The sequence below is a fragment of the Thermomicrobiales bacterium genome (assembly GCA_037045155.1).
In the GTDB taxonomy this organism is placed as follows: domain Bacteria; phylum Chloroflexota; class Chloroflexia; order Thermomicrobiales; family CFX8; genus JAMLIA01.
The window spans coordinates 502,224-518,329 of the sequence record JBAOIG010000002.1 but is presented as its reverse complement, the minus strand read 5'-3'; the positions used below and the strand labels follow the sequence as shown (position 1 = coordinate 518,329).

The 16,106-nt window shown below is 63.8% G+C and carries 13 protein-coding genes; 6 read left to right on the top strand and 7 right to left on the bottom strand.

Features of this window, described 5'->3' with window-relative positions; genetic code table 11:
• The first annotated feature begins 82 nt into the window (after positions 1-82).
• From V9F06_02590 to V9F06_02575, 4 genes are all read left to right on the top strand, one after another.
• A complete protein-coding gene (locus V9F06_02590) occupies positions 83-304 on the top strand; it encodes a heavy metal-associated domain-containing protein (GenBank protein MEI2616515.1) in 222 nt (73 codons plus the stop codon).
• 49 nt (positions 305-353) lie between these two features.
• Entirely contained in the window at positions 354-2,357 is a 2,004-nt protein-coding gene (locus V9F06_02585) for a cation-translocating P-type ATPase (protein MEI2616514.1), read from the top strand.
• A gap of 107 nt (positions 2,358-2,464) precedes the next feature.
• Positions 2,465-3,118, top strand: a complete 654-nt coding sequence (locus V9F06_02580; protein MEI2616513.1) for a metal-sensing transcriptional repressor — start codon at positions 2,465-2,467, stop codon at positions 3,116-3,118.
• Between the two features lie 15 nt (positions 3,119-3,133).
• Positions 3,134-4,129 (top strand): L,D-transpeptidase family protein, encoded by a 996-nt coding sequence (locus tag V9F06_02575; protein ID MEI2616512.1) that lies wholly within the window; start codon positions 3,134-3,136, stop codon positions 4,127-4,129.
• A 77-nt stretch (positions 4,130-4,206) separates the two neighbouring features.
• Here V9F06_02575 and V9F06_02570 read toward each other — a convergent pair whose 3' ends face one another.
• The 6 genes from V9F06_02570 to nosZ form a co-directional block, all read right to left on the bottom strand.
• Complete coding sequence (locus V9F06_02570; protein ID MEI2616511.1) at positions 4,207-4,692, bottom strand: c-type cytochrome; 486 nt, start codon at positions 4,690-4,692, stop codon at positions 4,207-4,209.
• Between the two features lie 70 nt (positions 4,693-4,762).
• Complete coding sequence (locus V9F06_02565) at positions 4,763-5,239, bottom strand: nitrous oxide reductase accessory protein NosL (protein MEI2616510.1); 477 nt, start codon at positions 5,237-5,239, stop codon at positions 4,763-4,765.
• Complete coding sequence (locus tag V9F06_02560; protein MEI2616509.1) at positions 5,236-6,066, bottom strand: ABC transporter permease subunit; 831 nt, start codon at positions 6,064-6,066, stop codon at positions 5,236-5,238. The genes V9F06_02565 and V9F06_02560 overlap by 4 nt, the downstream gene beginning before the upstream one ends.
• Positions 6,048-8,456, bottom strand: a complete 2,409-nt coding sequence (gene nosD, locus V9F06_02555) for a nitrous oxide reductase family maturation protein NosD (protein MEI2616508.1) — start codon at positions 8,454-8,456, stop codon at positions 6,048-6,050. Before nosD ends, V9F06_02560 begins: the two co-directional genes overlap by 19 nt.
• Positions 8,440-9,018 carry a cytochrome C gene (locus V9F06_02550; protein ID MEI2616507.1) on the bottom strand — a complete coding sequence of 193 codons (579 nt, stop codon included), beginning with the start codon at positions 9,016-9,018 and terminating at the stop codon, positions 8,440-8,442. The genes nosD and V9F06_02550 overlap by 17 nt, the downstream gene beginning before the upstream one ends.
• 164 nt (positions 9,019-9,182) lie before the next feature.
• On the bottom strand, positions 9,183-11,231 hold the full coding sequence (nosZ, locus tag V9F06_02545) for a Sec-dependent nitrous-oxide reductase (GenBank protein MEI2616506.1): 2,049 nt from the start codon (positions 11,229-11,231) through the stop codon (positions 9,183-9,185).
• A gap of 520 nt (positions 11,232-11,751) precedes the next feature.
• Here nosZ and lhgO point away from each other — a divergent pair.
• Positions 11,752-13,032: an L-2-hydroxyglutarate oxidase gene (lhgO, locus tag V9F06_02540; GenBank protein ID MEI2616505.1), complete on the top strand. Its 1,281-nt coding sequence runs from the start codon at positions 11,752-11,754 to the stop codon at positions 13,030-13,032.
• A gap of 17 nt (positions 13,033-13,049) precedes the next feature.
• Here the strand turns inward: lhgO and V9F06_02535 are convergent, their stop codons facing one another.
• Entirely contained in the window at positions 13,050-13,895 is an 846-nt protein-coding gene (locus V9F06_02535) for an LLM class flavin-dependent oxidoreductase (GenBank protein ID MEI2616504.1), read from the bottom strand.
• Between the two features lie 302 nt (positions 13,896-14,197).
• On the opposite strand from V9F06_02535, the gene V9F06_02530 reads away from it, so the two are divergent.
• Positions 14,198-14,542: a zinc-ribbon domain containing protein gene (locus V9F06_02530; protein ID MEI2616503.1), complete on the top strand. Its 345-nt coding sequence runs from the start codon at positions 14,198-14,200 to the stop codon at positions 14,540-14,542.
• Positions 14,543-16,106: the final 1,564 nt, after the last annotated feature.

Genomic DNA, 16,106 nt, shown 5'->3' with positions numbered 1-16,106 from the left:
GACCTAGATCATTCATCTGCCTCCTCGATCTCCCTACAGTGGGGATAGAGGATGGAACGGTCTTTCACCAAGGAGGAGACAGATGACAACCAGAACGATCCTGCGGAGCGACAATCTGAGCTGCCCATCGTGCGTGTCGAAGATCGAGAAGGCGCTCACTGCCCGACCGGGTGTCGAAAGCGCAAAGGTGAAGTTCGCGACCGGGAAGATCGAGGTCTTGCACGACCCGACTCGGACCAGCGGCGAAGAGCTAATCAAGGCGGTTGCGGCAGTCGGTTACAAGGCGCGCGTCTCGCCAGTCTGACCGGCAGTGCGCTCGCCAAGCCCCCCAGAAGGTTGATGACAGGAACGACATGCAGACCACAGACAACAATTCGATACGCGAGCAGCTCGCGAATCCGCTGATCCGCCGCCAGTGGCTGACCGCGGCCAGCGGGCTGCTGATCGCGGTCGGGCTCGGCGTGAAGTACATGCTCGATGCTCAGACAGCCTGGGCATGGCTGATGATTGCTGCGGCGTTCGTGGCCGGCAGCGACATCGCCGGCCGGGCGCTCAACGCGCTGCGCTTGCGGCAGGTCAGTATCGAGCTTCTGGTCACGATCGCCGCGGTCGGCGCACTGCTCATTGGCGAGGTCTGGGAGGCGGCCGCCGTCACCTTCCTGTTCATGCTCGGCGCATACCTTGAGGCGCGCACGATCAGCAAGACGCGAGCGGCGCTGCGGGAACTGGTCGAGCTGGCCCCCGAATCGGCGCTGGTCGAGCGTGATGGCGTCGTCATCGAGGAGCGGATCCATGATATTCGGCTGGGCGACATCGTCGTCGTCAAGCCGGGCGGGCGAATACCAGTCGATGGCCGGGTGATCGATGGCTCGGCAGCCGTCGATGAGAGCGCGATCACTGGCGAGCCGATGCCGGAGGACAAGTCGGCCGAATCGGGCGTCTTCGCTGGAACGATCGCGCTCAACGGGCTGCTGCGCGTCCGGGCGACGGGCATCGGATCCGACACGATGCTCGGTCGCATCATCGACCGTGTCGAGGAGGCGCAGGAGGCAAAGGCCCCAGCTCAGCGCTTCATCGAACGCTTCGCCCGCTGGTACACCCCAGCGATCATCGGACTGAGTGTCGTGGCCTGGATCGTCAGCCGCAACATCGAGCTGGCGCTGACACTGCTGGTGATCGGCTGCCCTGGCGCACTGGTCATCTCGACGCCGGTGTCAGTCATGGCCGGCATCGGGCGAGCAGCTCGCCGCGGCATTCTGATCAAAGGCGGCGAGCACCTTGAGCAGGCCGGCCGGATCAACGCCGTCGCGTTCGACAAGACCGGCACGCTGACCGAAGGCCGCCCGTCGCTGACCGAGGTCATCGCTCTCCAGCCGCTCGCCGACCACGCCGACGCCCACCCCACAACAACCGGTGAGGGCTGGACTGCCGACCAGGAGGAGATCCTGCGCTGGGCCGCGATTGCCGAATCCGGATCGGAGCACCCGCTGGCCCGGCCTGTCATGGCGGCCGCGTCAGACATCCCGGCGCTCGATGCTGACTCCTTCACCGTCTACCCCGGGCAGGGCGTCGCGGCAGCGCACGCTGGGCATCTGGTCACTGTCGGCAATACCGATCTTATGGGCGGTCTCGGAATCCCGGTCGGGAAGCGCGTCGTCGAGGAGCTCGCGCAACTACGCCAGGCCGGCCGCACCGCCGTCGCGGTTGCGCTCGACGATCGTGTCATCGGTATTCTCGGCATCGCCGACGCCGTCCGTCCCGAGGCGGCCCGAACAATCGCCGAGTTACGCGCCAACGGCGTCGAGCGCGTCCTGATGCTGACTGGCGACGACCGGCAGACGGCGCTCGCTGTCGGCCGGCAGGTTGGCATCGACGAGATCCACGCCGACCTGATGCCGGACGACAAGCTGACGCTGATCCGCAGGCTTCAGAAGGAAGGGTATGTCGTTGCGATGGCCGGCGATGGCATCAACGACGCCCCGGCGCTGGTCGCCGCGGATGTCGGAGTGGCGATGGGCTCGGCCGGCGCCGATGTCGCGATCGAGACGGCCGACATCGCGCTGGTCGGCGACGATCTGAGTAAGCTGCCAGAGGCGATCGCACTCTCGCGGGCCACGGTTCGCAACATCCGACAGAACGTCGCAGTCGCCCTGCTCACCGTCGGCGCGCTGCTGGCCGGCGTCCTGTTCGGCGAGATCCACATGGCCGGCGGGATGTTTATCCACCAGGTCTCGGTGCTGGTCGTCATCGCAAACGGCATGCGCCTGCTGCGGTCGACGCCGGCGGTCCGCCCCGGACGCGATCCAGGCCGCACTCGGCCGGCCCCATCGAGCGCAGGAGAGACCGCGCTCGCCTGATCGACCGGCCAACAACAGCACGAGAGGCGGGGCGAACGAGCGCCCCGCCTTTGCGTTTGTCAGCCGGATCGCCTAAGATACCCCGGTGGGTATCTGAAGGGGGTTCGATGAAGATTGCCGCCGCCGTCTCCGCACGTGAGCTCGCCGGCCTCGATGACGCAGCCGAGCTTGTCATCTATGACACCAACGCCCAATCAGCCGACCGAATCGCGAATCCGGCCACCGCGCTACGAGCGGGCAAGCGGCTTGCTGCCGTTGAGCTACTGCTCGGCCACGACGTAGATATCGTCGCTGCCGTGCCGGATGGCTTCTGCGCTGTATCGCACGCGATCGCCCAGGCCGCCGGAATCCGGTTCCTGCCTCTCGAGCGTGGCACCGCCGAGGGAGTGATCGAACGACACGGCGCGGTCCTCGCGACGACCGCGCAACCAGAGCTGCCACCCTCGTGGCTAGCCAGGCCAGCCACAATGGATGAGCCGTCCGGGCAGACCGAGTGGCTCAGCGACCGGGCAGCCGGGGCGCTGCGCAATCGTCTCCGCCGATTGGAAGGTCAGGCCCGCGGCCTTCAGCGCTTGCTCGACGAACGGGCGTCGCTGGATGACATTCTGACCCAGCTCGCCGCGATGCGCGCCGCGCTCAACGCCGTCGGCCTGACGTTGCTGGCCGAGAATCTCGCAGACTGTCTGACGACAACCGCGGCCGAACCCGGCGACGATGATCGACTAGCCGCCGCCCGCCGCGCGTTTCTACGCCTGAACTGACGGGACTCGCTCTTCATGACCGAATTCACCGGAACGGCCGGCCACTCTGCCGTGCCAGACGATCATCGCCTCCTGGCGCGCTGGCCACTGATCCTGTTCCTGGGCGCGACACTGATACTCACCGGATGCACGACGATGGCGGTCGACAACACGCTCGCTGGCCCCGCCCCGAGTCCGACGGTGACACCACCACGCGCAGAGCCGCCGGCGACGACGCTAGCGGTCGCGCCGTTGCCGCAGACGCCCGAGCCACCTGCCTCAACGCCCGCGGCAACGGCGACGCCGGCCCCGCCGATGCCAACAGCCGAACCAACCGCGTCGCCCGAAACGCAGGAAGATAGCGGCGAGATCCTCGACGGCGACCCGGCCTGGCACGACGCAATCCACACGCTCGACGGCGCATGGATGGGAGTCGTTCAGGCAACCGAGCTGAACATCCGCTCGGAACCATCGACCGACGCGCCGATCCTGACCACGACATTTGCACGGCACACCGTCACCGTCTATGAGATGGTGACCAACCAGGACGAAGGCGGGCATTGGTTTCGGATCGGCGACGGCCGCTACGTTTCAGCAGATTTCGTCACGCCATTCATCGCGCCACCCCCACCCGAAACATTCGATGGCCACTGGGTGGACGTAAATCTATCGAGCTTCTACGCGATTGCCTACGACGGCGATCGGCCGGTCTACAGCGCGATCATCACCGCCGGCCGGGACGACCGCACGCCGATCGGCACGTTCCAGGTGTTCTATCGGGTCAGGGACGAGACGATGGACTCGGCGACTGTCGGCATTCCCAAGGGAAGTCCGGAGTACTACTACCTCGATCACGTGATGTACACGCAGTACTTCAAGACCGGTGGCTTTGCCCTGCATGGCAACTACTGGACCCCGTCGTCCGAATTTGGCGGTTTCACCAGCAATGGCTGCATCGGGCTACTGAACGCGGACGCTGGCTGGTTCTGGAGGTTCCTCGGCGAGGGGTCGACGGTGAGCATCCACTATTAGCGACACAGAAAAAACGCCCCGACCGCTCTGGCCGGGGCGTGATCCGTCGCAGTGTCAACGAAACGGGTAGAGCGCGACTACTTCAGCGTCATGATATAGGCGATGAGGTCGGCGACCTTCTGATCATCGACCTGGGTGGCGAAGCTCGGCATGATCGGCGCATAGCCCTTCACGACCTTCGCATTCGGGTCGATGATCGACTCGTGGATGTAGGCGTCGTCGGCCGTCACGGTCGTGCCACCCTCAAGCTCCACCTGGCTGCCGTAGAGACCCTTCCAGCTCGGGCCGGTCAGCTTCGAGCCGTCGGTCGAGTGGCATGCCACGCAGCCGAGGCTGGTTGCCAGGGCCTTCCCATTGTCCGCGTTGCCAGCGGGCAGCGTTCCGCCGCCACTTGGCTGGGTTGCCGCGCCGCCACTTGGCTGCGTCGCCGCGCCGCCGCTCGGCTGTGTCGCCGCCGACCCGCTGCCAGCTGTCGCCGTCGGCTTCGCGCTTTCGCTGCTGCCACATGCGACGCCGACCACCAGCAACAGCATAATGGCAAGAACCGCCAGAATTCGATTCATCGTCCTACGACCCTTCACTCCAACCAACCACTGCGACTGCTTCACACCCGCGACGGAAGAAGCCCCGCTCCTAATGATGCCCGTGCATTTCCCATTCCACGAGCATCGTACTCCAGTCTCGCACGGTGCCGCTCTTTTCAGCGGCCAGCTTATCAGCTGCCTCGCGCTGCTCGAACGCTACCACGCCCATGCCCATCGGTGTCATGATATCGTGAGAATCGACGAAGAACGCTGTGGTCGCATCGATCCATTTGGCCGAGTCGAAATCATGCACCCAGGCTCGCCGGTCCTTCAGCCCCTCCTCCTTGATGGTAAGGAACATCTCACCGGTATCGTCGAACGTCCATTCCTGCCCGTCGGCGGCCACGAGTCCCGCCGCGTACTTCTCCTCCGAGATGATCATGTGACAGCGACTGCAAGTGTCCACCCCGAACTTGATCTTCGGTGGTTGGTCGGCCTTCACCTGGCCGCCGCAGGAAGCGAGCACGAGCGCTGCGCTCGTCAGTATCGCGATCAACCCGAAGCTTCGCAACCAACGTCCGCTCATCGCACGTCTACCCTTCTGAACAGCCAGTAGCCGATCGGCAGCGGCGCCAGGATCCATAGCGATACAGCCGCCAGGAGAACCGGGGCCAGCGCTGCCCCGAACCGGTCGATCGCATAGACTCCGGCCGGGCCGAGCACTTCCATCGAAGATTGCAGCAAGTCGACACTGAGGATCTTGTATGTGTCCAGCGGGTTCATCAGCGTCGCCATCAGCAACGTCGATGGCTGGAGCCGCATGACCAGCGAGCTACCCATCAGCCCGAGATCGCCGATGATGACGAAGACCAGCCAGAGCGACACCGCAATGCCGAGCGCCGCTGCCGTTTGCGGAGAGAAGCTCGAGATCAGGTAGCCAACACTGAGCATCCCCAGCCCCAGCAGCACGGTCAGAACAACCAGCAGGATGAAGTCGCCCGGGCTACCGACGGCGCCCCGCAGGGCCAACATCACACCCGCCCAGCCAAAGCCAAAGACGAGCAGCACCACCAGCGAAAACGCCGCGCCCAGGTATTTCCCGACATAGACTTCGGCCGGGGAAACCGGCTGGGCCAGCAGGTATTCGAGGCTGCGATCCTGCCGATCGCTGACGATCGCCTGCGCGCCGATCGTCAGACCGATGAGCGGGACCATCAGCAACATCAGGTTCAGCAGGCCGGCCGAGGTGCGGCCAAAGCCAGCCTGGCCGGTCAGCTCGGTTCCCGCCAGGGCGACCCAGGAAAACCCCACGCTGAGGACCAGAAAAACGATCGCGTACAGGATGAACCAGCGATTGCGCAGCCCTGCCCGGGCGTCGCGGCTGGCAATAGCAACTACTGCTGACCAGTCCATGACCCTCGCTCCAGCTCAAAGTCGTCGATCTCAACACCATTCCGGGCGAGCGCCGCAAGCACCCGCGCCTTCTCACGGCTCTGGATCGTTACTACAACACGCTTGCCGGCGGAATCCGGCTCCAGACCAAGCTCGGCCAGCGTCTCGACCGCCTCGCGGGCGTGGCCGTTGGCCAGTGTCATCACCAGCCGTGTGCCGCTCCCGATCTCAGCCGAGAATTCGTCCGGCGACATCGACTGCTCCAGGCGTCCATCGCGGATCATCAGGATGCGGTCGGACAGTGTCAGAATGTCGTCGGGACGGTGCGACGAGAAGACCAGCGTCTTGCCGCCATGCTTCAGCTCCCGCAACAACTCCAGCAGCTCGGCGCGGCCGGCCGCGTCCAGGTTGGCGGTCGGCTCGTCGAGCAGCAGGATCGACGGGCTGCCGATCAGCGCCAGCGCCAGCGCCAGACGCTGCTTCATGCCGCCGGAGAGTGCGCTGAGCGCCTTGTCGCGGGCGTCGGCGATTCCCAAGGTCTCCAGCTGGGCCATGCCCTCTGCGGCAGGCGTCTTCTTCAGCGACGAGATGAAGGAGATCATCTCCTCGACCGTCATCGCCGACGGCGCCAGATCCTGGGGGACGTAGCCGATATGCCGACGCGCGTTCCGGCCGTCGCGCGCCGGATCGAGCCCGTCGATACGGACATCTCCGGTATAGCGAGCGACGCCCAGCAGGCAACGCAAGATCGTCGTCTTGCCGGCCCCATTCGGGCCCCAGAGGGCGACTGCCTCGCCGCGCTCGATCTCGAAGCTGACATCATCGACCGCCGCAACACGTCCGTAACGCTTGGTCACACCGCGGACGTCGACAGCGGCATCGGCCGACTTCCGGGCCGGGGGTGGTGGCGCAACGGCAACGGCCGGCGCTGGTGTATTCATGGGTGCCTCCCTGGGCTCAACGGGTATCGGCGACGCCGAAACGATCGTCCGACGACGCATCGACAGGATCAGCCCGAGCGTGCCGCCGGCAACGAGCAGCCAGACGAGCCCGCTCGCCAGCCGCTGGCCGGTCGACGCGGCAGCCATCTGTGGCAGCTCGGCAATGGCCGGCGGGGACATCAGCGGCGCATCATCGACGAAGCGCGTGCGCGGCCGGACGGCCGGGAAGGCCTGGGCGGCGAAATCGATCGCCATTGCGGCCGGGCTGAACAGGAATAGTCGTAGTTGTGGGTGGTCGTCCATCAGCGATTCGAACAACTGCTGCGACTTGTACGGCACGTCGCCGACACCGTTACCGTCAGCGTCGTAGCCGGCATAGTCGCTCCAGTAGTTGCCCTTGCCGTCGGCCGACCAGGTGATGTCCTTCAACTCGCCGCCGCCGAGAATCGTCACATTCTGAATGTTGTCGATGAATGAGTTCTCAGTCAGCGTGTTGCGCTGCACTGATGGCATGAACCCGAGCGCAACCTCGTTGTAGGCAAAGACGTTGCCGATCCAGTAGTGCTGGATATGCGGCTCGCGGGGCGAGGTGTCGACCTGGGCGCCCATTCGGTTGTTCACGAACCGATTGCCCTGGACGGTTAATCCGTCGACGTCCTTCAGCCCCAACCCGCCACCGCTCGGACCTTTGTTGTTCGATAGCGTGTTACCCAGAACCAGCGCGTCGCGGCTGTACATGATGTACAGGCCGATCGAGTTTTGCGAAAGCGAGTTGCGCTCGATCGTTGCGCTATCACTGAACATGAGATGCAGGCCGTAGCGACCGCCGTTGAACTCGTTATCGCGGACAATCCCGCGGTTGGAGTACCAGAGAATGACATCCCGGCCATCGTCCGCCTGGTTGTTTGCGATCAGCATGTCATCGCTGTACCAGACCTTGAGGCCATCGCCACGCAGGGCGATCGGCAAGGGCTTGGAGCGGATGATATTGCCGCGGATGATGCTGCCGTGAGATTCCTTGAGGTAGATTCCGAAGAGGCTGTCCTCGACGACATTGTCGACGATCGTTGCGTGCCCCTTCTGGACCAGGATGCCGCTGTCCTCGTGGTCGAGCGTCGTCCCGGTGCCGCGGATGGTGAAGCCGGAGATGGTGACTGTCGCGCCGGTCACGTGAACGACGGTGCCTTTGCCACCGCCATCGATGACCGGTTGGTCGACGCCGATCAGCTCGACATCGCGGGTGATCGTAATCGGCCCGGGGTAGACCCCGCCGCGAACCTCGATCCGGGCGCCGTCGGGCGCCTGGGCCACCGCGTCAGCGAGCGAGGAGATATCGCAGGTCTGGCAGACGATCAGGTCTGGTTCGGCCGCCGCCGCGACTGGCGCCGGCAGAATACCGGCGACCAGTGACAGCAGGAAGACAAGGGCGAACGCGACTCGGACGATGGGGGTGTTAGCTCGGGCTGACATCGCGTGACCGTCCTCGGATTGTCACGGCCAACACGATGATCGCAGAGAGCACGGCGAGATAATAGCCAATTCCGAACGATGCGACGGTGCTGAACTGGCCGATGATCCCGGTGCCGAGGATCGTGGGCGTGAATGGGTGAATCGACGAGCTGAGGGCCGCCTTCGGGTCGAGAGCATGGCCGGCATAGTAGAGCCAGCTGAACAGATCAATCGCGAAGATGACCGGATAGATGATGGCCGGCGTGGCCAGCAGCCAGCGCCAGCGACCCTGGACCCAGAACGACAGCAGCGCGAGCAGGGCAATGATCGGGATCGCAATCCGGGAGACGGTGCGCTCCAGTGATGCCGCTGTCTCGAGCTTGATCATGCCGATGTAGTGATTGAGGCCATCGACCTCGGAGACATCACCGCGCATCTCGTGGACGAACGCGTTGATCGTCAACCCCTTCGGGTACTGTGGCGCGTGCAGCGTGATCGACCAGTAGGGCAGGAAGATCGTGAGCACGAGCAACGCCGCGGCGAGGCTGAGCCCGCCGAGACGGAGAAGGTCTGCGCGAGACATGCTGATCCCTTTGGCCTCGGTGCGCCGTTGCACCGCTGATAACTCCCGCTTGGTGGATGCTGAGTGCATTGCCTGAGCCATGTCGAATCCCTTTCACAACCCCATACACACCCGCGACGGTGTGGTGGGCCGCCGGGCGATCCCCGGCGGCCCGAATGTCGTGGTTACGCCGGCTTGACGACGAAGTATCCCATCATCTCCAGGTGAAGCGCCGAGCAGAACTCGGTGCAGTAGAACGGGTAGACACCTGCGTGATCGGCGGTGAACGTCACTGTTGTCGTCTCGCCCGGCTCGATGCTGAGCTGGATGTGCTGGCCCGGGAAGGCGAAACCGTGTGTCGAGTCCTGAGCCATCTCGACGTTGGTGATATGCAACGTGATCTCGTCGTCCTTGTTCACCTCGATGGTGTCCGGGGTGAAGTGCGATCGGATCGAGGTCATGTTGATCGTGACCTTGTTGCCGTCTCGCTCGACCGACTCCTTGCCGGCCAGCGTTGCGACTGGCGACGGCGCCTGGGCGATCGGATCCCAACCCACTTCCGGGTAGGTCGTCCAGACCTTCAGCTTGTCGATCGCGATCGTCTGGACGTAGTGCGGCTCGCCGACGCCGATCGGGCTGTCATAGAGCAGGTCCATCTTCTCGCCGGTGATATCGATCAGCTGGAAGTTCTGCGGGTGCAGCGGGCCGACCGGGGTGAAGCGATCGATCGCCCACTTGTTCAGCGCGATCAGATACTTGCCCTTCGGCTTGACCGTGTCGCCCTCGCAGACGCTCAGGTGACCGACGTTGTAGTGGACCGAGAGCTTGTCCATCATCTTCCAGGTGTCCGGCTTGCCCGCTTCGCCAAGCTTCCACTTCGCGATCGCGCTATCGAGGAAGAGGCTGGTGTACGCATAGCCCTGGTCGTCGAACTGCGTGTGCAGTGGACCGAGGCCCAGCTCGACCTGCGCCTCCATGCAGTCCTCGTACTTGAGGACCGGCACGCCGAACACATCGGTCTCGAAGCCGCCCTTGGCGATCGCCGCCTGGATCTTCTCGAAGCTGTAGATCGTGACGTGCGGATCCAGCTTGCCGGCGACAACGATGAACTTGCCATCCGGGGTGACATCAACACCGTGCGGGCTCTTCGGCTCCGGCACCTGGTAGAGGATGCCCTCGGCGACAGCGGTCTTCATGTCGATCAGGGCCATCCCCTTGAGGTCCTTGGCCTTGCCGTCCTCGAAGACCTTCTCCGCCTTCTTCCAGTCGATGATCGTCATGAGGTCCATGTCGTTCTGCGACGCGCCGGCCTCGACCGGCGGGACCGACGGGCTGCCGTCGGCGCGGTTGCCGCCGATCGCCAGCTCGGTGTTGAAGGTATTGGAGAACATCCAGCCTTCGCTCGGGCCCTTACCGCAGTCAGACAGGTCGTTCCAGTAGGGTGGCACCTCGACGGTGAACGACTTGGACTGATCCAGTCGTCCCTTTTCGCGATCGAACTTCCAGAACGACATCGCCCCGCGATAGTCGGTCTTGTAGTCGCTCAGTGGCGCGTACTCCCAGCCCCATGGCACGGCGTACTGCGCGCCTTCGGTGATGTACTCGGTGTTCGGCGTCACGAAGGCGCCGCCGTGGTTGCTGATGAAGTGCGGATTCTTGACGATCTGCTTCGTCTCGAAGTCGCGCAGGTCGATCACGGCCAACCGGGCGTTCGCCTTGTCGTTGATGAACAGATACTGGCCGTCGTACTCGCCATTCGTCTCGCTGAGGCCCGGGTGATGGGTGTCGGCCCAGCCAAGCACCTTGTCATCAATCGCGCCCTCGGCAAGCACGGCCTTCGTGTCATCCGAAAAGCCGAATCCCTGCCACGGCTCCGGGGTGAAGGTTCCGATCAGCTTGAGCAGCCGCATCGACGGGACGCCGATAACGAGCACCTGCCCGCCGTGGCCGCCCGAGGCGAAGATCATGTATTCGTCGTGCTTGCCGCCCGGCACGTAGGTTTTGACCGCGCGGGTGATATCGTCCGGCGTCAGGCCACGAGCTTCGGCGATCTCGCTCACAGAGCTCGGGACACCCGCGCCGGTATTCCCGTTCTCCTCTTTCTTCTTGTCGCCGCCGCCGATCGAGCACGACGCCAGCAGAGCGCCACCGGCCGGCGCCAGGATCGCCGCCGCGCCGACTCCCTTGAGCAGGTTACGGCGGTTGACGCGCGACCGGTTGAATGGATCCGACATCGGATATCCCCCTTCACATACCATCGCGTCAGTCCCGCCTCATTCACCATCCGGCCCTTACCGGATGTCAGGCATCCTGAGCGATACGCTTCGTGGAGCCAGTTATTTGTCTGAAGGGTAGAGTCGGAGGCATCACACACTCGTGACGAAAAGCACAAGCGCGTTACAGTTTCGTGTCAACCGGCGCCAGGCCCTTCCAGTCCGCCCAGTCATCGGTCATACTGCGATACAAGTAGTGACTTTTCTCACAGCGGCCGGGGTATGCAAGCGTATACAGTCTCGGCAGGACGAGCAAAGATCACCTGGTGATCGGATGCGCGTCCGTATCCCACACAGAAGGCGCTCCCGGACCAGGAGGGGAGACACTGGTTCGGGGACTACGCCCCCTTCGATGCGGTAGAGATGGAATCGGGTGCCTCCATCTCTACCGCTTCATTTTGCCCAGAATCAATCGTTCGAACCCCAGGCGGTATCATCCCCGGCAGGACAATCGGCCTGGTCGGAGGGGTGGAGGGTTGCAATGGCTGATGACGGGACGACCACGACAATCGCGGTCGAGGGACGGACGACGACCACGCTGCCGGCCACCGCGACGATGCTGGATGGCATCGCGACGATCGTCATCGTCGGTGGCGGAATCGTCGGCCTGGCCGCCGCCCGAGAGATCCTCCAGCGCCGGCCTGGCACGTCCCTGATCCTCCTCGAAAAGGAGGCGACAATCGGCCAGCATCAGACTGGCCACAACAGCGGCGTCATCCACTCCGGCATCTACTACGTGCCGGGTTCGCTGAAGGCACGCCTCTGCGTCGCCGGCGCGGCGGCGATGATGCGCTACTGCGACGAGAACGACATCGGCTGGAAGCGCTGCGGCAAGGTCATCGTCGCCACAAGCCCATCCGAGCTGCCCCGCCTGCAGGCACTTTACGAACGCGGACAGGAGAATCAGGTTCCCGGTCTGCGGCTGATCGAGCAGGACGAGCTGCGCGAGCGCGAGCCACACGTCCGCGGCATCCGCGCCATCTGGTCGCCGAACACCGGGATCGTAGACTATCTGCAGGTCGCCCTCTCCTACGCCAACGACATCCGCCAACTGGGCGGCGATATCCGCGCCGGCCACGAGGTCACCGCCATCCAGCGGCGCAACGGACGAACACTCCTCACGACGACCGGAGGCGACATCGAGGCCGCGCTCGTCGTGACCTGTGCCGGCCTGCAGTCCGACCGTGTTGCCCGGATGACTGGCGGCGCTGAGGACCCGCGCATCGTCCCGTTCCGTGGCGACTACTACATCCTGCGGCCCGAGCGGCGCGCGCTCGTGCATTCCAATATCTACCCGGTGCCGGACCCACGCTTCCCGTTCCTCGGCGTCCACTTCACGCCGCGGATGAACGGGGATGTCTGGCTGGGGCCGAACGCCGTCCTCGCCTTCGCCCGCGAGGGGTATTCATTCCGCGACGCAAACCGGCACGACCTGGCCGACATGGCCCGCAACCCCGGCTTCCGCGCCTTCGCCCGCAAGCACTGGCGCACCGGCCTCGGCGAGATGGCCCGCGACCTGTCGAAGAAGCGCTTCCTGGAGACGTTACGCGTCTACATCCCCGAGCTGGAGCCGGAGGACCTGCTACCGGGCCCGGCCGGCGTCCGCGCCCAGGCGCTCAGCCCGCAGGGCACGCTGGTCGATGACTTCGTCTTCGATCATGCCGACGGCGTGCTGCACGTGCGCAACGCGCCCTCGCCAGCGGCAACCTCGTCGCTGGAAATCGGCCGGCTGATCGCCGACGAGGTCGAGGGACTGGGCTAGCCCAGCCGTGCCGCGTCTCACTCGACGCTCGGCGGGCCGGCCTGGATGCGACGACGCAGCGTGTCGACGTCGTTCGGACCGGTCCAGAAAGATTCCAGCAGCCAGGTCGCGCCCGCGTCCGCCCACTCACGGGCGACCTCGCGCGCTCTCGGCGCGTCGTCGGCCGGCGTGCTGGCCTCCATAATGACGTGGAACGGCGTGGCAGCCGCGCGATGCTCGGCGACCCAGGCGGCTATCTCGGCCAGCAGGCCGGGCGTGACCTCGCGATGCGTGCCCTCGGGAGTGAGCGCGTTCGGCAGCAACCCGTCCCAGTGGATCGCCCGGCGCAACGAGCGCTCGCGCCGCCAGGCGCCAACCACCCAGACGGGGATGCGCGGCTGCTGAACTGGTCTCGGCAAAAAGGTCGTCTCACCGACCGTGTAATGCCTGCCGCTGAAGCTGAACGGCTCGCCGCTCCAGAGACCGTCGATGATCGCCAGGCTTTCATCCAGCAACTCGGCACGCTCCCGTGTGCCGGTCGCCTCGCCGACCTTGCCGAAGCCCTCATCGTCCAACGCGCCAAGACCGACCGGCAGCACGAGTCGCCCCTCCGACAGATGATCGAGCGTCATCGTCTCCCGCGCGACCTTCCACGGCCGTCGGCGCGAGAGTGGCGTGACCATCGTCCCCAGCACGACCCGGCTCGTCCGCGCCGCCACCGCCGCCAGCGTGACCCACGGGTCGAAGCCGATCTCCGGACTACTGGCGGGAATGTTGATGCAATCGGGGACGAAGACGCCGTCCCAACCAGACTGCTCCGCCTCGGCGGCGAGCTGGGGGACGGTGCGGACATCGGTGTTCGGAAAGACGATCCCGTGGCGCATGGTAGGGCCTCCTCGGCGCGTCGGCCCGGTCGGGCCGGAGACGGAGAATCATACTCGCTATCTATTCGAGTCGGGGCCGGCCGGGTGGGCAGTTGTCGCTCTAAGCCAGTGGACAGGTCGGCGCAGGGTATTGCATTGGGATGATAGAATTAGGAGGCTGGATCATAGAATTCCGCGCGAAGATCACGGTGACAACAAGGGCGTGTCTCCGAGGCCTCTCCCGCTGAATCACGTGAGCCACGGGAGTACTACGAGACGCCGTCGAGAGAACGACGGCACACCTATCGAGGAGAGACACGCTGATGAGTGTCACCGACAAGACCCTGACCTGCCGTGACTGTGGCCAGGAGTTCGTCTTCACCGCCGGTGAGCAGGAGTTCTACGCGGAGAAGGGCTTCACCAACCAGCCCAGCCGCTGCCCAGACTGCAGGCGCGCCGCCAAGGCGTCCCGCCAGGGTGGCAACGCTGGCGGTGGCTACCGCTCCGAAGGCGGCGCCCCGCGCGGCGACCGCGTCATGCATCCGGCCGTCTGCGACAGCTGTGGCCGCGAGACCATGGTCCCGTTCGTCCCGACAAGTGGCAAGCCGGTCTACTGCTCCGACTGCTTCCAGTCGCGCCGCCAATCGCGCAGCTACGACCGCTGGTAATCCACCAGCGCCAAACCTGACATGAACGACGCCCTCCGGCCCGCCCTTGGCCGGGGGGCTTATTCCGTGGAGATCTGACGATGCGTAGTGACGCCGACACGAGCACATCCACTTGTCCTGGCGAACGAAGCGATGAGGACGAATCCCGGTCGATGCTCTCAGTTGGCTAGTACGTCACTCGCACGTTGTCGAAGTAACTCCGCCACGTTCCAGAATCTAGCGGCGTGTCGTACACCAAGAGCCAACGCTTGATCGTCTTCCCAGCGAGCGGGCTAAGATCGATATCAACTGAATACCACGACCCCTGAGGTGTGACGACACAAGTGCGATTCGTTGGATGCACGCTCCTACCGGCGCTATCGTATAGGCCCGAGTCACGAAGGCTTGACCCATCTGTGAACTCCAGGTCGAAAGTGACGGTACACTTCGTTGCGTTATACTGCTCCCATCGTAGATGGGTGCCGCTCGTTATCTTCATCCAGCATGGGCTGCCACATGGCGAACGAAGGCCGCTCGTATCTTCTCCATTCGAGTCACGCTCATAGCTAGCTAGTGGTAAATATGCATAGTTTGGCGTGGACCCGTTTGATGTCGCACATCCGCGAAACCGCATCACTCTGCCACCGCTGGGAGATGATGGAATCCCCTCAGAGCTAACATTGTACGTCCAATAATCTGGAGCACCTGTTCCACAGTTACCGAAACTGGCAACTCCAATAGAGTACGTCGGCGGGACCTGATACAACCCTATATATTGTGATACTTCGAATTTGGACCAAATCCCGTACATGTTAGTAGCACCCTCTTTGTCGTCAATGTATAGCGCGCTCTTCTCTGCGCCATACCACATCACGGCACCATACGCACCATCCCACATATTCTGAGGATGGTCCAGTAGCGTTAGCCAGTGCCCGAATTCATGGAGCATTACCTTGTATACATCCGGTTGTGTTGCATTTAGATGCCAAGGCATCCAGGCAGAGTTAGTGGTCATTTCGGTACGGACGGATTGTAGCGTTGACCCACTCGTTCCATAATAAGTGATTCCCAAGAATGTGCTGGATAGCCAGTTTGCGGTCACCGAATATGAGGCTCCGGAATTGTACACGATGGATAGCCGGGCCGCCTTGGACCATTCAGCAGCAGCGTTTTGGATCGCTTGCTCGACGGCTGCTTGCTGTCCTGACAAGCCAATTGAATTGGCGAGCGAAGGAGCGACGCTGAAGTAAATACCGCTTGTACCTTGGGGCCAACGATACCCCGTGGAGTAAGCATGTGCTGTTCCTGAAAGGGAATAGAAGAAGATTGACAAGAACCACAACACTGTGATTGCAGTGACAACTCGAGTCTTTCCGTCGCAGCACATCACGCGTACTCCTGACTATCTTATGTTACGGAGTCGGCGTCACCCCATCAGATGGTGAAGGGGCTGCGCTTCGAGTCGCGACGAGCAAATCAGCCGCTGACTGTGTTCCGAGAAACGAAATGGCTTTGCCATCGGCTGTCAGGTGATACGTCATCCCGAGGTTCCATGCCGGGCCTCTCGGGGTAGCGAACATAGTCC